Origin of the sequence: Eubacterium callanderi (assembly GCF_900142645.1) — a bacterium.
Lineage (GTDB): Bacteria > Bacillota > Clostridia > Eubacteriales > Eubacteriaceae > Eubacterium > Eubacterium callanderi.
This window is the reverse complement of record NZ_FRBP01000003.1, coordinates 42038-62327: the sequence shown is the minus strand read 5'-3', so window position 1 is coordinate 62327 and position 20290 is coordinate 42038. Positions and strand designations below refer to the sequence as shown.

Annotated in this window: 16 protein-coding genes; 13 read left to right on the top strand and 3 right to left on the bottom strand. The window is 36.6% G+C overall.

Features of this window, described 5'->3' with window-relative positions:
- Window positions 1-20: 20 nt before the first annotated feature.
- From BUC22_RS04170 to BUC22_RS04120, 10 genes are all read left to right on the top strand, one after another.
- Window positions 21-947 carry a branched-chain amino acid transaminase gene (locus tag BUC22_RS04170; RefSeq protein WP_013380106.1) on the top strand — a complete coding sequence of 309 codons (927 nt, stop codon included), beginning with the start codon at window positions 21-23 and terminating at the stop codon, window positions 945-947.
- 9 nt (window positions 948-956) lie between these two features.
- Window positions 957-1772, top strand: coding sequence for a glycosyltransferase (locus BUC22_RS04165; protein ID WP_013380107.1), 816 nt, complete (start codon window positions 957-959; stop codon window positions 1770-1772).
- A gap of 18 nt (window positions 1773-1790) precedes the next feature.
- Window positions 1791-2282, top strand: a complete 492-nt coding sequence (locus BUC22_RS04160) for an acyltransferase (protein ID WP_013380108.1) — start codon at window positions 1791-1793, stop codon at window positions 2280-2282.
- A 148-nt stretch (window positions 2283-2430) separates the two neighbouring features.
- Complete coding sequence (locus BUC22_RS04155) at window positions 2431-3225, top strand: hypothetical protein (RefSeq protein WP_013380109.1); 795 nt, start codon at window positions 2431-2433, stop codon at window positions 3223-3225.
- 8 nt (window positions 3226-3233) lie between these two features.
- Window positions 3234-4166, top strand: a complete 933-nt coding sequence (locus tag BUC22_RS04150) for a glycosyltransferase (RefSeq protein ID WP_070081166.1) — start codon at window positions 3234-3236, stop codon at window positions 4164-4166.
- 16 nt (window positions 4167-4182) lie between these two features.
- Entirely contained in the window at window positions 4183-5493 is a 1311-nt protein-coding gene (locus BUC22_RS04145) for an O-antigen polymerase (RefSeq protein WP_070081165.1), read from the top strand.
- Between the two features lie 4 nt (window positions 5494-5497).
- The gene (locus BUC22_RS04140; RefSeq protein WP_013380115.1) at window positions 5498-6454 is read left to right on the top strand and encodes a glycosyltransferase domain-containing protein; all 957 of its coding nucleotides are present in this window, start codon (window positions 5498-5500) and stop codon (window positions 6452-6454) included.
- A gap of 96 nt (window positions 6455-6550) precedes the next feature.
- The gene (locus tag BUC22_RS04135) at window positions 6551-8026 is read left to right on the top strand and encodes an oligosaccharide flippase family protein (protein ID WP_013380116.1); all 1476 of its coding nucleotides are present in this window, start codon (window positions 6551-6553) and stop codon (window positions 8024-8026) included.
- A gap of 1546 nt (window positions 8027-9572) precedes the next feature.
- Window positions 9573-9821, top strand: coding sequence for an AbrB/MazE/SpoVT family DNA-binding domain-containing protein (locus tag BUC22_RS04125; RefSeq protein ID WP_013380119.1), 249 nt, complete (start codon window positions 9573-9575; stop codon window positions 9819-9821).
- Window positions 9815-10147 (top strand): type II toxin-antitoxin system PemK/MazF family toxin, encoded by a 333-nt coding sequence (locus tag BUC22_RS04120; protein WP_013380120.1) that lies wholly within the window; start codon window positions 9815-9817, stop codon window positions 10145-10147. Before BUC22_RS04125 ends, BUC22_RS04120 begins: the two co-directional genes overlap by 7 nt.
- Window positions 10148-10463: 316 nt before the next feature.
- Here the strand turns inward: BUC22_RS04120 and BUC22_RS04115 are convergent, their stop codons facing one another.
- The 3 genes from BUC22_RS04115 to BUC22_RS22510 all read right to left on the bottom strand — a co-directional run bounded on the left by BUC22_RS04115 (window position 10464) and on the right by BUC22_RS22510 (window position 13066).
- On the bottom strand, window positions 10464-12047 hold the full coding sequence (locus tag BUC22_RS04115; RefSeq protein WP_013380122.1) for an ABC transporter substrate-binding protein: 1584 nt from the start codon (window positions 12045-12047) through the stop codon (window positions 10464-10466).
- 451 nt (window positions 12048-12498) lie between these two features.
- Entirely contained in the window at window positions 12499-12693 is a 195-nt protein-coding gene (locus BUC22_RS21415) for a type II toxin-antitoxin system HicB family antitoxin (protein ID WP_013380124.1), read from the bottom strand.
- A gap of 265 nt (window positions 12694-12958) precedes the next feature.
- Window positions 12959-13066: a type II toxin-antitoxin system HicA family toxin gene (locus tag BUC22_RS22510; protein ID WP_013380126.1), complete on the bottom strand. Its 108-nt coding sequence runs from the start codon at window positions 13064-13066 to the stop codon at window positions 12959-12961.
- A gap of 63 nt (window positions 13067-13129) precedes the next feature.
- Between BUC22_RS22510 and BUC22_RS04105 the strand changes: the two genes are divergently transcribed.
- The 3 genes from BUC22_RS04105 to BUC22_RS04095 all read left to right on the top strand — a co-directional run bounded on the left by BUC22_RS04105 (window position 13130) and on the right by BUC22_RS04095 (window position 20273).
- A complete protein-coding gene (locus BUC22_RS04105) occupies window positions 13130-13378 on the top strand; it encodes a type II toxin-antitoxin system PemK/MazF family toxin (RefSeq protein WP_227162787.1) in 249 nt (82 codons plus the stop codon).
- 661 nt (window positions 13379-14039) lie between these two features.
- On the top strand, window positions 14040-18635 hold the full coding sequence (locus tag BUC22_RS04100; RefSeq protein ID WP_013380129.1) for a SpaA isopeptide-forming pilin-related protein: 4596 nt from the start codon (window positions 14040-14042) through the stop codon (window positions 18633-18635).
- Window positions 18636-20273, top strand: coding sequence for an isopeptide-forming domain-containing fimbrial protein (locus tag BUC22_RS04095; protein WP_013380130.1), 1638 nt, complete (start codon window positions 18636-18638; stop codon window positions 20271-20273).
- Window positions 20274-20290 lie beyond the last annotated feature (17 nt).

Genomic DNA, 20290 nt, shown 5'->3' with positions numbered 1-20290 from the left:
ATATCGAAGGAGAATAGAGAATGAAATACGATGTAGCAAATAGAAGAATTTGGTTTAAGGGTAAAATACTGAATGTGAATGATGCTAAAGTTAACATTCTAGCACCAACATCTCAATTTGGATTAAATGTTTTTGAGGGTATTCCTTGCTATTGGAATGATGAGGAAAAACAGCTTTATGCCTTTAGACTAGAAGATCACTATAATCGTCTTATTCGGTCTGCAAAGCTTATTCAGCTTGATTGTAAGTATACAAAGGAAGATTTCAAAAAGGCATTAATAGATGTTATCAAAGCAAATGAATACGATGAAAATCTCTCTGTACGTCAGACACTGTTTGTTGATGGTTTCGGGTCTTGGGGTTCTGAAGGACCAGTAGAAATGTTTGTTGCTCCGATTTCGAGAGGAAGAACAAGTACTGAATACAATAAAAAAGGTCTGAATGTTTGTGTTACTTCATGGAGAAGAATTAGCGATGAAAACCTTTCTCCGCGAATTAAGTGTGGAGCTAACTATATTAACAGCCGTGTAGGACAGAGAGAAGCGCTTCGAAATGGTTATGACACCTGCCTTTTCCTGAACGAGGCTGGAAAAGTTGCAGAAGGTCCTGGCTCTTGCTTCTTTATAATTAAAGATGGCGCAGTTATTACACCGATGCTCACGGATAGTGTTCTTGAGAGTATTACCAGAGATACTGTTATTCTGCTTGCAAAGGATAAAGGCTATAAGGTTGTGGAGAGAACAATCGACAGAACTGAACTTTATACATGTGATGAAGCATTTCTTTGCGGGTCTGCAATGGAAATAACACCTGTATTAAGCATCGATAAATATATTATCGGAACCGAAGATACAGGTGTAATTACGAAGGATTTGCATTTGGCATATCTTGATGCGGTTAGGGGGAAATCAGAAGAATTTAAAGATTGGGTAACACCGATTTACTAAGAGGGAGTTATGATGGAGAACTATAGTGTCTTAATGACAGTCTATAAAAAAGATAATCCAAGTTTTGTGAAACAAGGCATAGATAGTATGTTGGAACAAACTGTTGTAACAAATGATTTTGTACTAGTGTGTGATGGATCTCTGACAGATGAACTCGACGCGCTTATAGATAAATATGAAACTGATAACAAGGAGTTCTTTCATGTTGTAAGGCTAGAAAAGAACATCGGGCTTGGAGCTGCTTTAAGACAAGGTCTTCCACTTTGTATAAATAGACTGGTTGCACGAATGGATAATGACGATATTGCGTATCCGGATAGATGCGAGAAGGAACTCAAGTATTATGAAATACATCCAGAAACATCTATTTTAGGCACGTATGTGACTGAGTTTGATGGTGATATTAGCAATATAATTAGAGAAAAAGAAGTTCCGACAGATATGCCGAGCATTATGTCATTCTCAAAACGTCGAAATCCATTTAATCATTCCACGGTAATGCTAGATAAGGAGAAAATAATGTCTGTTGGAAATTACAGTGAGATGAGAACGAACCAAGATGTTGAGTTGTGGGTTAGATCATTGAATAATGGATTACAAGGAGCTAATCTTCCAGAACCACTTGTATATTTCAGATTTGGCAATGATACTTATCAGAGACGTAAGGACATTAAAAACATTAGACTGATGGTGAAGGTCTGGGAAGATTTTTATAAAAATAAGTATTGTAGGCTTAAAGATTATTTGTTTGTAGCTGTAACGCAGTATACAATAGCGTTAGCTCCTACTAAGCTAATTCAATGGGTGTATAATAATTTTAGATAATAAAACTGAGGAATGAATATGAAGACATCAAGGATTAGTAGTATTCTATATAAAGTAATATATAAAATTAAACGTTTGTTATGGTTATTCTTTCATCCATATTTGTGGAAAATGGATGCTCAAATAAATGGAATTCCGGTTATTCAAATTCCTGATAAATTGGTAATAGGAAAGCACGTATCGATTAACGAAAGAGTTTTTATTCAAGCTAAGGGGGGCGTTTCTATAGGCAACAATGTAACTTTAAGTTATGGAACTACAATACTAACTGAGGGATTAGATACTATGCATTATCAAGTCGAATGCAAAAATCAGCATAGAAAACATGTTTATAATTCAGTAAGAATCGGTGATGGGACATGGATAGCTGCAAATGTAATAATTCTTCCAGGTGCAAGTGTCGCAAAAGGATGTATTGTTGCAGCTGGATCAGTAGTAAAGGGAAATCTGGATAAGGATAATGCATTGTATGGAGGCGTACCAGCAACTTTCATACGTGATTTAGTTTAATATAATATTCCATGCACTCAATTTTATTTATGTGTTTCAATTGAACGTATTTATTTATAGCGTTTATCATATATTGAGGATGTACTTAAAACTAGAATCAGGGAAGTTATATTTTATATCATATAAAAGAAAGTGAGAAGTGAATTATATGGAATGTGTAATTGTATTAATGACACACAGTTCCTATGTTGACATTTGCGATAATTTTGTATCGCTATTACATAAAAATTGGCCAGATTGTCCTTTCAAAGTTGTTGGAGCAGTTATTGGTGAAAATAGATGTATCCAAGGAATTGATACAATATATGTGGATACTAATGAAAAGTTGACAGACTGTATTAAAGCCGTTATGAAGGAACACGAGGCAGATTATTATATGTGTTTTTTAGGGGATGCGTTTATTTCTTCAAGAGTATGCAATGATCAAGTGTTTGCTTTGTTGAATGAGATAAAAGAAAAAGAGGCAAACTATTGTAAAATTATTCCAATGAAAAAAGATTCTAATAATCATTATCCTAACAATATTAGGAATATTAGGAAGAAAGATGTTTATGCGCATACGTTTGTGGCTTTTATTGCGACTCGAATATTTGTAGAAACTGAACTAATAGGTACAACAGATTTTGAATTTGAAAAAAAATATTTAGAAATTGCAGCATCTTCTATGGATAATGGGGTGTTTCCTGACCACTTTGTAGTTGTGAAAAATATTTTTCATATTATACCGGCAATTGTTAAGGGAAAATGGGACAGACTTGCATTGAAATCCTTAGAACATAATAACCCAGAAATATTTTTTTCAAACCGTGATAAGCTTGGATTAAGGGATCAATGTAAATTAATAGTAATAAGTATGATTGAAGGGATGGTTCCAAGTAAATCGAGAAAAAAATTAAAAAAATTTCTTTCGAGTATTGGAATTAAATTTGTAACTGATAAGTAGGGAGTAAGATGAAGAATTGTTGCGTGATAATATCTTCTTATAATGGAGAAAAGTATATTTCTCATCAATTGGATACAATTATAAATCAGTCAGATGTTACTGTCGATATATTTGTACGCGATGATGGATCAAATGATAGAACAGTTTCTATAGTAGAGCAGTATTGCCAAAAGTGTAATAATGTGCATCTTATAAAAGGAATTAATGTTGGAGTAATTGAGAGCTTTAGAGTTTGTTCAGCATATGTTTTAGAAAATAAAAAGAGATATGACTATTATTGTTTTGCAGATCAAGATGATGAATGGTTGCCCCAAAAATTGCTTTCTGCCATAAAAAAAATAGAAGAATCAAATAAAGATGAGTTACTTCCAATTTTATATTATTCTAATTTGAAAGTGTCCGATAACAATTTGAACTATTTATATGATAGATTTGATAAAAATTATGTCCTTAATACAAAAAAACAAATATTATCAGAAATATGTGTCTTAGGTTGTACTTGCGTATTTAATGAAAAATTATTGAAGGAATATGTTAGAACAAATTTGAATCATAGAATTCCTCACGATGCTTGGATTGCGGTGCTTGCTACTTTTCTTGGAAACATAATTTATGATGAAAATGCTTATATTCTTTATCGGCAACATGGTAACAATCAAAGTGGAAGTATAAAAAAAGGTGTTTCTATGTATTGGAATAAATTAAATAGATTTAAGCACTTATTTGACATGGATGGTGACTATGAGGCAATAGCGCGCGAGATGATTAACAATTATGAAAATCGCCTAAACGAAAGCGATAAAGAAATGTTGAAAACAATTGCTGACTATAGAATAAATCTGAAGTATAGATTTAAATTGCTTTTCACTGGCTATATTAGCTCAGGGCATATCTGGAAGGAAGCATCAAGAAGAATTCGTATTATATGTAATAGATTATAAAAAAGGAGGAAATAAAATGGGATATGTTTGCTCTATCTTATGCCTTGGAATATGTCTGTTTTCGTACGTAAGACATAGAAAAATATATCATCCAGTGGTGAGTTTTTCTTTTCTCTACTTTTTGATTACATTTCTTAGTAGTATTCGTTTGTTCAATTTCTATGCAGCTCCCGATAGCGCATATTTAATTATCATTTGCGGTGTATTATTTTATGCTTTGGGATCAGTTTTTATGGAAAAGAAAACATTTGTTTTTCGAAAAAAATGCGTTGGAAATTTTTATGAATTTAATAAGAGAGCATATTATTTTATGTTAGCTCTTTGTTTGCTAATTATTATCCCGCGTTTCGTGACAATTGGTTTGTATTTATTGCAGGGAAATTCAATTGGAGATGTTTATGTTACGCTTGCAGGATCAGCTGGAGATGCATCTGAGGAGTTAGCTCAATCAAGTATACAAGAGGTGCTAATGCAGTTTATTGGATATCCGATTTTATACTTATTAGTACCAACATCTATACTTCAGTTTTTTAGGACATTCGAAAAAAAATACTTGTTGATTGCTACTTCGCTATGTATGATGAGAGTCCTATTAGATTCTAGGAGAACATATCTAATTTCTTTTTTTGTTTTTATTCTTGTAGCATTCATGCTTTATCAAGATAAAACGGGTTTTCTTAGTGAAAAGAATCGTAGACGATTAAAAAAGATAGCAAAGTGGATACCGTTTTTTTTGATTGCAATACTTCTAATGTTTATATTTGTATCCAATAGCCGATCAGGTACCATTGGTCAAGAAACATCTTTCCTTGGCACATTCTATAACTATTATGCGGGATGTGTTCAATATTTAGGAGCATGTATAGAGGAATACTCTTTTGGTTATACATATGGATTTACAACGTTCAGAGGTCTCTTTGTGCCGATTTTTGGTGTGCTAAAGCTTATTGGAATTACTCCGGTGGCTCCATACCAAGAAGCAACTGAGATTGTGAATGGAATGAAGTATGTAGTTTTAAATGTTGCACCTGGGACACGTTTTAACTCGTTTACAACATGTTTTTATCAGTTCTATTGTGATGGTGGATACATTGGTATTATTTTGCTGTCATTTATATTTGGAGCATTTTCACAATCATTATATAAAAAATTTAATAATGATAGCCAGCTAAGATTTGAAGTTCTCTATCTTTATTTTTATGGAACGATTCTAATGCTTTCATTCACAAATATGTTAACTATCTTGGCTTTTATTACTTGGCCTATGATTATTGAACGCTTCATATATAAAAAAGCAACGAAACCAGAAGTAATAAAAGGAGAGTAAAGGTATGTACAAGGAAAGTCAGGAAAGCATTCAGAAGATGATTGAGAATAAGAAAAGAATCGATTATGAATTTCAACATCCGGATGTTTATACAAAGGGGCAGATAGTCAGAAAAGCTGTCAAGGAAATAGTTACAACAATCAGAAAGACAGGGCTTAAAAGAGCTTTATTTAAGATTGACTGTAGACTTCATAAAGAAAAAATCTTCGACAAAAAGATTACATATGATACTAATGATTTATCAGAAATTAATTATTGCTGTAATTCAGATTGTGGAGACAAAAGAATAGCTGTGTATACCGCTATTTTTGGGGAGTATGATACACTAAAAGAGCCTGAATACATTGCGCCTAGTTGTGATTATTATATTTTTACGGATTGTAAAGTGCCTAGTGAGAGCGTTTGGAAAAAACTTGATTATGATCATATTGAAGAGATGAAAGGAATGGATTCGTATCATCTATCTAAATTTGTAAAAATCTTTCCAAACTTATTCTTCAAGGATTATGACTATTCTATTTGGGTTGACGGAGCAACAATAATTATAGCTGATTTATATCCATTTATTGATAGATTAAGGGAGAATCCAATCGGAATGTTCGATAATCCGGTTCATGATTGTATTTATACAGAGGCAAATTTTCTTGTATATTACAATAGAGTACAAAACGAGGTAATTAAATCACAAATTTCACATTACAGGAAAGAAGGCTACCCAAAACATAGAGGTATGTTTGAATGCACAATTATTGCCAGACAACATCATAATGATAAATGTGTACATATCATGAATGAATGGTGGAAGCAAATAGTTACTTTTTCTATGCGTGATCAGATTAGCTTTCCATATGTTCTATGGAAAGAAAACGCAGAGGATTTGGTTACTATTTTAGGAAAAAATCGCAATTTTAATCCAAGACTTCGATTTGATAAGCATACGAAAACACATACGTATAAATAAGAAATAAAATATTTAAAGTAAGTATAGTTCTTTACTTGCTAGTAAACACTTAAAGGATAAGCATGTAATATGGTAAAATTAAATAGGGGGTAAAAATTGAAATCAGATAGCATAAAGAAGAATATGACATTTCAATTTGCCTATCAAATTGTGATTCTAATAGTGCCATTGATAATGGCACCGTACTTGACACGAAGTTTAGGAGAGACATCAATTGGTGTTTATTCTTATACCTACTCGATAGCATACTATTACGTGTTGTTTTGTATGTTGGGCATTGCAAGGTATGGTCAACGTATAATAGCAGAACGAAAAGATGACACAATAGCTTTAAGAAAGACTTTTTGGTCTTTATATGTTTTGCACGCCATAGTTTCAGTTGTTGGTTTTCTATTTTATCTTCTGTTTTGTGAATTGTTTTGCAATGACAATATTATTATTTATTTGTCTCAGTCATTATATGTTTTATCGGCTTTATTTGATATAACCTGGCTATTTTATGGAATAGAAAAATTTAAAATAGTAGTAATTCGTAATGCGGTTGTAAAGGTACTGGAGTTGATTTTTGTTTTTGTATTTGTTAAGAATCCAAATGATTTGATTAAGTATACTTTTATCATGGCTATATCTGCATTAATTAGTCAAGCTTCACTATTTCCGACAGTAATTAATAAAATAAAACCAATTAAATTCGGAAAAAAAGACATCTTAGAGCATATTAAGCCGCTGTTTGTCTTATCAGTATCAGTATTAGCAATAAGTATGTTCACAGTGTTCGACAAGACATTACTGGGTATTATGACCACAAAGGACAATGTCGCATTTTATGAATATGCAAATAAAATCATTAATATTCCTAAAATGTTTATTGTTGTGATAGGGACCGTCCTTTTTCCAAGAGCATGTAGTTGTATTGCAAATAACGACATTGATGGTGTAAAAAAATACTACAAATATTCAATTTTAGTAGTTTACTTTATAGGATTTGCTTCTATGTTTGGATTGCTAGGAATTGCCGATTTATTTGCAACAGTCTATTTTGGAGAAAGTTTTGCAATTTGTGGAACTGTGATTAAATCGTTGACTCCGATTATTTTAATCATAGGGTTAGGAGATGTTTTTCGTACACAATTTCTGATACCGTTAAAAAAAGATTTTTCGTACACATTTTGCGTAATAATAAATGCGGTAATTAACATTGTATTATCACTTTTACTTATTCCGAAATTGGGAATTTATGGGGCAGTTATAGGTACACTTTCGGCTGAAATGTTTGGAGTTATATACCAAGGGTACCTAATTAGAAATTATATTAATATTAAGCAAACAATTATCGCAGCTATACCGTTTTTTGTTGCAGGTGCAGGAATGTTAATTTTGGTAAATAGCATAAAAACTATTTATAATTTAACGATTTTTGATTTATTAATACAAGTTATTTTTGGTGCTACAGTTTATATTGTCATACTATATATTTGGTTTCTAGTTTTGGATCATAACCGAATGGAATATAGAAAAATAGTTAAAAGTGTTCTTAAAAAGTCTGCAAATAAAACGTCAAGCAGAAAATGAAAAAGATAATGCTGAAAAAATCATGCTAAAAAGGCTGGTCTGAAAAAGAGATAAAAAACAAGGTGCTTATTCCAAGGGATCAACAAGGGTGACCAGGTACGCCCGAACTTTTCCGTAATAAATACGCAGAAACTTATTAGCACCAGCAGTCATGTAGACAGGGTACGGTTTGCTCTCAGCCCGTTTTTTATCTATGAACTGAAAAACTGAATCATCAAGAGTTGACTTTTTAATCAAGGTCTCCATCACTAAGAAAAGCGTTTTTCGAAGTTTCAGGCAACCACTCTTCATGGCCGCATTGCTTTTAATCTTGTGGGTTCCCGATTGATTGACCTTTGGATCATTACAGAAGACATTATGTTAGGGGAGATTCCGCCGAAATAAAGCATAACGATCTTTATGGGATACTTAAAAAGTAAATCCACCTTTTAATGATTTTTGAGTGACATGCGCATTTGAAATACAAATATGGGAACCGTAAATTTTAGACAAGAGAGTAAAATGCAAAAACCTCTTTAATAAAGCTTTTATGAGTTATTTAGAGTTCAATATAAATCAATGGAAAACCCCTTAAACAGCTGAATTAAGAGTATTTACATGAAGCTGGTTACTGGAAAATGAGAAGGTTTTTAAGAAATGTATAAGCGAAATTTTAGGCATGTTTGGCAGAAACTAGGACAGAAAATAAAGAAATAAAGGAAAAAGGATAAATGGATACAGTATAGGAAAGGGAGATGATGTGTAATTAAAATAAACCCAAATAATGTCACTACGGTAACAGTGGCAGATAATTAAATACTCATTTTACCTAGAAAAATAAATATGCTATAGATATTTATTTTATAACAGTATATGTAATGCTATATCAAGTGGTTAAAGCGTTTAAGCAATGTTTTAACCACTTGGCCGGGCATTCGCATGGGTAAACCCGGCTTCCAGAGCAATGCGGCACCGGGATACAAATAACCGCCATCGGGGTTTGGCAAGACCATGCAGAGAATTGCCCGTCTCTCAGTCCGCATCTTGGTTTTCTCTTTTTTATGATGCGTATCGCACGTCTGACATGAGTATTCTTTTTTGATCAAAAAGAAAGACGTAGGAGAATGCATCCATTGACCTGAAATGGTCCAAAAGCATGGGCGGGATCTCGAGTGGGAAGCTGATACAGAGGGTAGTTTAGAGATGCTATCCCGATGAAGCAAGGCGGGTGTGAAATTTAATACATCTTACCAGACAATAAGTAAAAAGTTATAAAAAGCAAGAAATTGCAATAAAATATAACTTTTTTTATTTTTACTTATGTCTGGGGGGTTCAAAAGAAAAACACTGTTGGGAATATCTAATCATAAAAAAATTGAGCATAGCGAAAATTTTATCCTATTTGTTTTTGTATATCTTTGTATATATATGCAAAGAAGTATAATGTATTATTTAAAGTAATACATTATAAAGCAATATATAAATAATAACTATATAAATTAAATAGAATATTGATTTTAATTGCTGGTTGGTATATATTATGTATATACGAAAGGGAGTGAAAATAATGATAACAAAATTACGGAGTTGGGGTAATAGTCAAGGAATATGTATTTCAAAGGATATGTTGAAATCCCTGGATTGGGTAAATGGGGAATCTGTTGAAGCAGTCGCAGATAAGGATCAAATCATCATTAAGAAATGGGCTCCTAAAAAATATCGCAAAAATATTAAGCAACTTTTTTACGGATACGAGGGAGAGTATCATGATGAAGAAATTGATTGGGGAAAGCCCGAAGGTAAGGAAGTATGGTAAAACAAGGCAGCATCATCAAAATTAATTTCAATCCACAGTCTGACCATGAGCAAGCTGGATATCGACCTGGGCTTGTTGTCAGCAATGATTTTTTTAATCAAAAAACGAATATGACAATTGTTTGTCCAATAACGAATACCAATAGTAAATTCCCTTTGCACATTCCGCTTGATCGTCGAACTCAGACGACTAGCGTTATCTTATGTGAACAGTTAAGATCGTTAGACATTGAAGCGTGTGGTTATCATTTTATTGAAATGGTACCCGGTGATATTCTTGAAAATGTGATTGATATTGTTTTTGCAGAAATTGAGATTTCGGTTTGACTGGAAAAGAAGGCGAGTAAGCCTTCTTTTTTACGGAAATAATGCTCTTTTTTAGCCAATAAAATGAGTTTGGTATATATATTTGGGCTTTAAACGATTTAAATAGGGAATATGGGCCTATTCTTGAGATGTGTATGTTTTTATACTGTGTTTGTTCAAATATCTAACTATACTTGAATGATTTAAATAATTTAAATTAATTTTTAAAATAAAATTAAATGTTTTACCATTCTCCGCCATTTAAAAAACACGGAAGAACAAAACCTTACAAGTTGTCCTACCGTGTTTTAAACTTATAAATAATCCTTTATATCCCTTAGGATAGTTCTGCTGTGTTGAAGTGGAAACGGAACATATCTGTTACTTCGAAATTCTTAATTGCAGGATTTTGTAAATAGTATTTGGTTTCGTTAAAAAGTGGAATTGCACCGTAATCCTGGCGAGTTAAGATATTGTCAGCTTTGCTGTATAATTCCTGGCGTTTTGCTTCATCCGTGATCTGTCTTGCTTCATCGATTAAAGCATTGAATTCAGGATTATTATAACGGCTACTGGAGTTGTTCATTGTTGTTGTGCTAGAGAATCTCTGATAAATCATTCCATCAGGATCAATATAATCAACATACCAGTTGCTCGTAGACAGTGGCACATTTGCGCTTTTAGCCATATCGGAATAAGCCGCACCATCCATCTGCTGTACATTAATTGTAAATCCGGCTTCTCTCGCTTGATCCTGTATGGCAGTTGCAACTTTTACCAAGAAGGAATACTTAGCGGATACTGGAAGATCCACCGTGTAGCCGTCAGGATATCCTGCTTCGGCTAATAACTGTTTTGCTTTTTGAGGATTATATTCATAAGCAGGAACAGAATCGTCATAACCAATTAAACCCTCAGGAATAAAAGTTTTAGCAGGTGTAGCCGTTCCATTCATCAAGTTATTGCAAATATCTTCTCGATTAATTGCATAACTTAAAGCTTCTCTTACCTTAGGTTCAGTAATCTTATCCATGTTTGGAGCCAGATAAACAAGGCCAACTGGATTGAAAGAGTGGATTGCATCTTTAATATCAGCGTTATCTTTATACTGTGGGTATAAAGTAGCATCTAACTGTAAAACGTCAACGTTACCCTTCTGGAATTCCATAACCTGTGTATTCATATCTTCGATAAATTTGAAAGAAACACCAGCATTTTTGGCTGCTTCACCATGATATTCATCAAATTTTGAAATTTCGATGCCCTGACCAGCTGTATAACTATCCAATTTGTATGGGCCTGTGCCATAAAGTACAGTTCTACCCCAGTCATCGCCCGCTTCTTCACAGGCCTTCTGTGGGAATACACATACATAAGGTGTTGCTAAAGCTGATGGGAATGGGCTATATGGCTGTTCCAGTACTAAATCAAACTTCTGATCATCAATGATTTTAAAACCTTCTAAAGAAGTAGCAGAGCCATCGATTAAATTTTGGGCGCCCTGTACCTGGTCAATCATAGCCCCCATAACACCTTTTGTCAGTAAACGTTCAAAAGAATACTTGACGTCTGATGATTTTACAGTATCTCCGTTATGGAATTTAATATCATCTTTTAACTCGAAAGAATAGGTTAAACCATCATCGGAAATCTTAGGCATCTCCTTGATCAATAATGGTGATAACTGACCATCGTTATCAAGGTTGATCAGAGGTTCTGTAATCTGATCAGCAACCATCATTAAATAGCTATTCGTCTGTTTCTGCATGTCAATCGGCACATTAGGATCCTGCATTGCTACACGGATCTTACCATCTGAAGATGTTCCCCCAGGAGAACTTCCTCCGGTTCCACAGCCTGCAATACCGATGGCAAGTACGGTTACAAGCAGCAGAGCAAAAAGTTTTTTTACACTCTTCATTTCTTTGTCCTTTCTCTTTTTTTATTTTGAGTATTGTGGATATGCAGCATCCTTAAAAATTGATTAAAAAATGCTATAAAGTACCCGATAACATAATAATACAAAAGAAAAGATATTTCAATTTTCTGGGCTAAAGCTGAGTATGAAAATTGTGTAAGGTTACAATACCAATTAACAGGAGGCAAAGAATCATGTCTGTTTTTTGAAATTGAATTTATAAATTTATTATACGCTTGTCGACGAATAAACTAGTATCAGATTGAAGGAATATAGATCACTTTTATCGCCTCTTTAGTATTGCTTTTGTGTTAACGCACAGGGGGATTTTTGGCGTAATTGTATTGTGCTTTTATTGTCTTAAAACTTCGCGTTTAACGTTGAGGTAATCTAACAACGACGCCTCAAGAAGTTTTGAATAATTGACATGATGAGATTCAGCCTCCTCTTTAAGCTAGGCCGGGATCGTTACGTTTGTTTTTATTTTTCGGTTATCCATCGCATTTTTCATCAAATCGGGTAAAATAGTAACCGCCGTGACGATACACTCTTCAATGTCGTCAGCTTCAAGTTTTTTCGAAGGTTTTGAGATCGGATCACCGTCTTTTTCCATTCCGTAGATATGTAACGCTAGCACTTCTTTTGCCATTTGGTGGGCTTTTTCAATATCTTTGCCAAAACTAATACAACTTTTGCCATTTGGTGGGCTTTTTCAATATCTTTGCCAAAACTAATACAACAGGAAGATCAGGGTAAAAAACGTCGTAACCATCGACAGATGGTTCTAATATAGGTAAATAGGTTAATTTGCGCATTGCTTTCACTCCTTTATATATGATTGTATTGGCAGGGCTATTTAGGCCCTGCTTGTTTGAGGATACTTTTTAACGCACCTTTTTATACCACCGCCATGTTTAGGAACGAGGCTTTATCGGGTGTTTATATTGAATATGAGAACCGTTAAAATCAATATCTTTCAAGCCATCCTGTTTAAGGATTTTAATAATTTCCCTTACTGTCATTTTCTATCCTTCTCACAATTATGTCGTACGCTTTTTTCATGCGTATATTAAGCGCGTGCGTAAATTTTATGCGTATATGTAGTTTTCAACAAGGAAACAAGTATGACGATTATTTGCCCAATTACAAACACTAATAACAAGTTTCATCTTCATGTTCTGCTTGACGGTCGTACAAAAACGTTTGGAGTAGCTTTATTTAAACAGTCAAAAGCATTGGATGTTGAGGTTTGTGATTATCGTTTTGTAGAAATGGTACCAGGTGATATTCTTGAAAATGTGATAGATATTGTTTTTACTGAATTGAAATTTTAGAATAAACGGAAAAGAAAGCCAAGTGAGTTTTCTTTTTTTGTGAAATAATGCCCTTTTTAGCTAATTAATTGATTTGACCTTGAAATATACTTTTATGTCTATAGGTATTCCTTGAAAATCTAGATACATTATATAAGGAAATATGGCCAGAACATAAATAAAAGCAAAGGAGAATCCAAAACTCTTAAAAAATCGGATATGAAGTAATGTGTGTTGAAAACCCATAAGGAAGCGGATGATGAAGTGTAATAATTTATTTCAAGAAACTGAAGGGAAAACCAAGAGACAAGCAAAAATAGTAGGACTGAACAAGTTTCTGTAGATTCATTACGAAAAGTGAAAAAATATCAATAGTAATAAAAGCTTGAACACTGTAGGTTGTCAGGAGTTAGTATATTTGTTGTGAAATAAAAACAGAAAAAGGTGAAAAGATTCGTAGACTTTTAATAGTCTGCGAGTATTTAGCCATTAGATGAGGATCTGATGGCTTATTTTTTTAATTTTAAATCACTTGGATTAAAAGAATAAAGGTAGAAAAGATACATGTTTTACCGATTTGTTTTTATTGCACAGAAAAAAACGATAACTTAAAAAATGCAGTGATTTAATCATCGGCCCGATGCGCAGAAAAATCGCAAATAAGAAAGGAGAATCGTTGACAATGAAAACCCAAAAATGGTGCTTTGCTTTTTTATTAGTAGGTGTGGTGCTGATATTTTTAACAGGGAGGATGGTTTTTGCAAGGGAAGCCATTTTTTCGTATCCTGGCGGTCAGACTGTAGAGAATCAACAAGAGAACACAGTCGAAGAAAAGGAACAAGGGACGTCCGCTGAGGAAGGAGAAAATGCGCATCCGCCAGAAGGGGGCCAAGAGAAAGCCAATGAAAAGACAGAGGTTACGGAAGAGCAGGTCCCTTTGGAGGTTTTATCATGGACATGGAGAGGGGATGCGCTGGAATGGTCTGAGGAAAATAAACGATGGGAAATGATCCTTCCCGGAGCCAGTAAAGAGCAGGTAGTCAGTAGGGATCTGCTTAAAACATATCTGCCGGGAACAATTAGGGCTGAAATGAATGCCGGGGAACAGGAAATTGCGCTCAACTGGGAGCTGGATGACTGGCCAGAAAATGCTTATGAGGGAGAATATTCGTTAAAAGCTTCTCTGCCGGAAGGATATGTTATGAGGGAAGAGGCTGGAGTTTTGGAAGTAACCGTGCGTCTTGGTGGCGCCGTGACAAAAGATAGCCAAGCGATTTATGATGATCTTTCCTTTGAAGGAGTCAGCCCAAAAGGCACGACAATCAACGTATTTGATTACTGGCAATGGGGAAGAGATGATTCGGATAATAAGGATCATAATCCGATCAGGGTTGGCATTAACGGCAGCAGAAGATCGGGAAATGAAGACCATTTATTGCTGTTTAGGCAGGCAAATAAAAACACCTATAATCCCGTAAATCAATGGACTAAAAGCGCCAAACCAAGACAAGGAATAGTTAAATCGGTATTGGAAAATGGTTTTCCTGAAACAACCCAAAATGAGGAATCCCTGGCGTATCTTTTTGATCGTAATGAGGATATTGGAAACACAAAAAACGAAGGTCAAGGTGGAAAGAAAGCCTTCATGAATGTTGGTGGTCTGCTCCAAGTAGATAATGAAGGCTATTATTATTATGATTGTCAAAAAAATTATGCTTATTTCAATGAAGAGACAGAGAGGTTCCAGCTTTATAATACACCAGGCATAAAAATGACTTCCGAAGGGAATCAGAACACATATGGACAGTTCTTTCCATTTACCAAGCCTGGAGTGGTTTTTAATCGAGACAATGACAACAAGCTTGTACCAAAAGAGATTGGCCCAAGAGATGCTCAATTAAACCATTACTTTGGCCTCTCCATGACTACCCGTTTTGTTCAGCAGGACGGAGGAGAAATAAACCAAAATGGTAGTAAAAAACCAGTTACCTATGAATTTAGCGGTGATGACGATGTGTGGATTTTTATTGATGATGTGCTGGTGGCAGACCTCGGAGGCATTCATGATGCTGCTGCTGTAGAGATTGACTTCTCAACAGGGGAGGTTGTGATTAATGAGGGGAAAAATCATGAAGGAAATAGTATTGAGCAGAGAAGTACTTTAAAAGAACAATTCGAGGACGCCGGGCGCGATAAGCGTGTGAAATGGTCAGGGAATACTTTTGCAGATGGTAGCTATCACACACTGAAATTCTTCTATCTGGAAAGAGGCAACAGTGAATCCAACATGTCTTTAAAATATAATCTGGTTACTGTTCCTGAAAGCGACATCATCAAGGTGGATCAATTAGGTGACCCTGTAGCTGGCGCAGCGTTTACCTTATATGCGGCTGATGAAAATTATGAAATTCAACAAGAAGGTGATGACCAGGTGATCGCAACGGGTACCACAGATGAAGATGGGACTTTTGTACTGGTTGATGAAGAAGGGTTCATTATTAGCTTAAAGGATTTAAAAGATCGAGACATCGACCATTTTATCCTTCGTGAAACCAAAGTACCGGAGGGCTACCGTTTTGCGGGCGATGTAAAATTATATCTGGAGACAGGTGGAAATGAGGATACCCTGTTGCTCTGTGCCAATCCTTGGGAATCTGGCAGCTATGCCAGTCCGAAGCTGACTGTTTCAACGGATTCGGCGGTGACAGATACAAATGGAAACCTGTATGATTTAAAAGGTGGAACCATGTTTGCCGTGGTGCTGAAGTATAAAGGCGACGGAAATGAAGGCATATCAGATTCTAAAAACTGGCAAGTGGTATCTGGGGATCCCATGACGGGATGGAAGACAGCCCCCGCTGATATGGCGAACGTGTTAACAGCAGCCAGAGAAAACCCCTATGTTTTTGAACTCGATAGCAGCGGCAGCTATAAAGCCGAACTGGAAAACATGCCAGGCGATATCATGACCTATTATTTTATGCTTCCAGAAAATGAAAGAAATGAGAAAGTAAAATATGTGGTGAATTATTATTATACTACGGCAGATAGCTTGGAGAGCGCGAATGACCAGAACACGGTTCGATTAAAAAATGATGAGGGGGATTATACAAGGGAGTTTTCCGCAAGGCTTTATGTACCCAATGTCCAAAACCGGTTGTTGGTGCAAAAATTTGCAGATGATGGCGTAACGCCTGTTACAGGAGCCACCTTTGCGCTTTATGAGGAAGAGAATATCAAGGTTGATTCCGATGGGAGTTATACGATTAATGAAGGAAGCACGCCTTACTGCGAAGTGACGACCGCTGACTTAAGTAAGGAGAACGGCGATGGTATCAACTTGGATGGCGGCGGGGTACTTCCGACAAAAGCACAGGTCGAACAGGGTAAAAGAGGTCTTATAACAGGAAAAACGTATTATCTGGTCGAGACAAATGCGCCTATGGGCTATAAAGTAAATCCCAAAGCCGTTCAGGTGACGGTAGATAATAGTGGAATTTACGCAGACGCGGGTGACATAATGGATGGAATCTCTGTAGCACGCGGGGTAGGCTCAGTTGTTAAGAGCATGATTCAGTTTGTTGCAGAGGATGAAATTGATACGACACTCCATGATATCAAAGTTAAACAACAGACCAGTGATACGTACCCGGTGGGGGAAAACGACTGGAATCTTCAGAGTGGGCCGGAACTACACCTTCAGTATGATGCGGAAGGGGCCGCTTTGGAATATAAGCCGACGGAATTTTCGGATGGAACAAAGACTTCGGATCGGCTGGTGGTAGATCAAGGATGGTCAAAGTTAAAGATTCAGCAATGCCTGGAACATTCAAATGAAAAATATAAGCAGGATTTGGGAGAGACGGATTTGACCAATCTTTTTTCCCGAACCGCCATTGTTCAGGTAACCAACCAGCGGGTGGGATCCCTTAAAATTGAGAAAAAAGTAACCGGAGATTTTCTGCCAACGGACAGTGCCTTTACATTTAACCTGACCTTGAAGGATAAAGCGGGTAATCTGTTAGACGTTGAAGGCGAAAAGCACTGTGGAGGTGGAGAGACAGAAAAAGTTCAAATAGAAAAGGGCAGCGGAACATTTACTTTAAAAGCAGGAGAATGGGTATCCTTCACAGAGCTTCCAGCAGACGCAAAATTTACAGTGAAAGAAGTGGAAGTTCCGGCAGCCTATACCCCATCCATAACAATGGATGGACAATCAGCTGATGTTCAAGAGAATGGCGTGACCGGGACAATTGAGCAGAGCACAGAGCCAAAACCGGAGACCACGGTTACCTTTACCAATGCTTATAACGGAGACGTTCAAACGGCTATTCAAGGGCAGAAAACCCTGTTGGGGAGAAACCTGGAAGAGCGTGACGTGTTCACCTTTGTTCTGGAGCCAGGAGATAAAGAGACAACCCAAGCGATTGAGCATAGCAAAGTCCTATTGGAAGATACCCGCAAGGAAGTAAAAGGAGCGGGCAATCATTCCACGCAATCATTCGAGTTCAGCCCAATTACTTTTAAAACAGAGGGACACTACACATTTAGCGTGAAAGAAGAACTTCCGGACAACCTGACCGGAAGCCGAGATGAACAGTATGTTTATGACTCACATATAGCAGTGGTTCAGGTAGATGTTAAAAGAAATCCAAAAACGCAAAAACTTCAGGCCACGCTGATTTACGATAACACGGCGGCATTGACTGAAGATGACAGGGAGAGCAGCAAAGCCGCTTTTACCAACACTATAATGGCAGATTTTCAGTTTACTAAAATCAATCGGGAAGGAATGCCGCTTTCCGGCGCAACTTTTGGTTTGTATCAATTAGAGTGTCAGAATGCAGAACACAACCATGACCAGGGGAAGATCGAAGTCAATGCAGATGGAGAACCAATAGGAAGCTCGGCAGAATGCTGGAAGCAGGTAGACAAAGTGTCTTCCGAGGTATCGGGCGTCGTTTCGTTTAGCAAATTACCAGTTGACGGAACCTATCGACTTGTGGAGTTGAAAGCACCAGATGGCTACGGCTTACCGAATGGACAGTGGAAAGTGGTTTATGAGCAGACAGGATTTACAATTCCTGAAGGCAGTGCTGTGGGAAATCCACCGGCAGTGTATGAAAAGAATGGAATATACAAGATTCTGAATGAACCGCCAGTTGAGCTTCCACTTTCCGGAAGCCAAGGGACGACCATGTTTCTTTCCGTGGGTGCAGTGTTGATGCTGGCTGGAATGACAGGAATACTTTTATTTAAAAATAGGAGGAAAAGTTAAATGAGAAAAAGTCGAAAAGTGCGGATGTGGGCACTGGCGCTTGTGTTGGCAATGGCCATTCAACTGCCAGTATTTGCGGAAGAAGTTAGGCATGATACGACCGGAGCGTTCACCGTCAGTGGACTGGAAGACAATGTGGAAGTGTCTGCTTATCAGATTATTACCGTCAACATCGATCCAGTATCCGATCAGCCCATGAATCCCATGTATGAATGGGATGCTTCTGTGGCAGATTGGCTGAGGGCACAGGAAAATTTTAAAGCTTATGTAGGAAAAGCAGGCGATGATTCTGTAACCGAGGCGTTTCGGGATGATCAGGGCCAATCCACTAAATACAAAGAATTTTTAGAGTGTTTAGCCGCAGCGATCAAAAAAGGAAGCAATGCGGGTGGTGTTGAATTAACGCCAAAAAAGCAGAATTCTATAAATGGGAAGGCTGAGTTTACAAAGATGGCAATGGGAGAATATCTCCTGACCGCCCAGGGGACAGACAGCGTGAAGGTTTATCAACCGACAACTGCGTTGCTTGTACCCAAATATGAAGATGGAAGTTGGGTGCTGAACACGCAGGTTGGAGTAGAAGGTTCGATGAAATCAGCAGAGCCATCTATTACTAAAGATGTAATGGGTAAAGCGGATGATCTGAGCGTAGGAATTGGGGATACGGTTGATTATAAACTGAATGTTCTTACGCCATCTTACCCGGCAGAGGCTACAGCGCTTCATTTTGAAGTTGGGGATAAAATGATGACCGGATTAGCGCTTCAGGAAGACTCGATTACTGTGTGGGATCGAAATGACCAAAAAATAGAAGCAGCGGAAAATTTTGAGATAAAAACAGAGGCGGGTTTAACCGTTGGAGAGGACACAAAAACCTTCCGCATTTTGTTTACGGAAAACTTTGTTAAAAAATATGGTGGTCAGAACATTAAGATCACTTATCGGGCGACCGTAACATCAAATGCCTTTGAAAAGAATACGCTGGAGAATACAGCCTATATCGTTTATAATAATGATCCCTATACTGAGGAAAGCTTAAAAGAGCTAACAGACATGAAAAATGTTTATACCTATGGGATTTGGCTTAAAAAAGTTGATGCGGAAGGAAATCCTTTAAGCGGGGCGATATTCACACTGGCGGAGGAAGGAGAAGATGAGACACCACTAAACTTTTCAGGTTCGGATGGAACGTATGTTTATAATCCGGAAAATGGATCGACAACATTAACCGCTAGTAATGATGGTAGCTTATTTCTCAAAGGGGTGGATGCAGGGACTTATATCCTAAAAGAAACAAGGGCTCCTGATGGATATGTCCTGCCCGAAGGTAAACTTACGATCACCATTGAGGATAAAAATGTTCCAAAAGACAAGGCGGATGGTACGATTGATGATGCTTCCCAAATTCAAGCAGAAGGTACCATCAAGTTAAAGCCAATAAAAGACAAAGCGTTTTCTATTGAAGGAAACATTATTTCATTCCAGGTGGAAAATACCCGTGCCGAGGACGCTGGCTTTACACTTCCTGCCACTGGTGGTACAGGAACAATGTTTTTTGCCATTACAGGCATTTTCCTGATGGGCTGTGCTGTGTTAATGATGGTATTGTTTATTAAAAGGAAAAAGTGCAGTCACTAAGCGATGGAGATAAGTGG

Excerpts from the sequence above, each read along its gene's own strand:
- BUC22_RS04150 (WP_070081166.1), top strand. The coding sequence starts at position 3,234 with ATGAAGAATTGTTGCGTGATAATATCTTCTTATAATGGAGAAAAGTAT.
- BUC22_RS04140 (WP_013380115.1), top strand. The coding sequence starts at position 5,498 with ATGTACAAGGAAAGTCAGGAAAGCATTCAGAAGATGATTGAGAATAAG.
- BUC22_RS04160 (WP_013380108.1), top strand. The coding sequence starts at position 1,791 with ATGAAGACATCAAGGATTAGTAGTATTCTATATAAAGTAATATATAAA.
- BUC22_RS21415 (WP_013380124.1), bottom strand. The coding sequence starts at position 12,693 with ATGGCAAAAGAAGTGCTAGCGTTACATATCTACGGAATGGAAAAAGAC.
- BUC22_RS04095 (WP_013380130.1), top strand. The coding sequence starts at position 18,636 with ATGAGAAAAAGTCGAAAAGTGCGGATGTGGGCACTGGCGCTTGTGTTG.
- BUC22_RS04120 (WP_013380120.1), top strand. The coding sequence starts at position 9,815 with ATGGTAAAACAAGGCAGCATCATCAAAATTAATTTCAATCCACAGTCT.
- BUC22_RS04100 (WP_013380129.1), top strand. The coding sequence starts at position 14,040 with ATGAAAACCCAAAAATGGTGCTTTGCTTTTTTATTAGTAGGTGTGGTG.
- BUC22_RS04170 (WP_013380106.1), top strand. The coding sequence starts at position 21 with ATGAAATACGATGTAGCAAATAGAAGAATTTGGTTTAAGGGTAAAATA.
- BUC22_RS04165 (WP_013380107.1), top strand. The coding sequence starts at position 957 with ATGATGGAGAACTATAGTGTCTTAATGACAGTCTATAAAAAAGATAAT.
- BUC22_RS04145 (WP_070081165.1), top strand. The coding sequence starts at position 4,183 with ATGGGATATGTTTGCTCTATCTTATGCCTTGGAATATGTCTGTTTTCG.
- BUC22_RS04115 (WP_013380122.1), bottom strand. The coding sequence starts at position 12,047 with ATGAAGAGTGTAAAAAAACTTTTTGCTCTGCTGCTTGTAACCGTACTT.
- BUC22_RS22510 (WP_013380126.1), bottom strand. The coding sequence starts at position 13,066 with ATGACAGTAAGGGAAATTATTAAAATCCTTAAACAGGATGGCTTGAAA.
- BUC22_RS04125 (WP_013380119.1), top strand. The coding sequence starts at position 9,573 with ATGATAACAAAATTACGGAGTTGGGGTAATAGTCAAGGAATATGTATT.
- BUC22_RS04155 (WP_013380109.1), top strand. The coding sequence starts at position 2,431 with ATGGAATGTGTAATTGTATTAATGACACACAGTTCCTATGTTGACATT.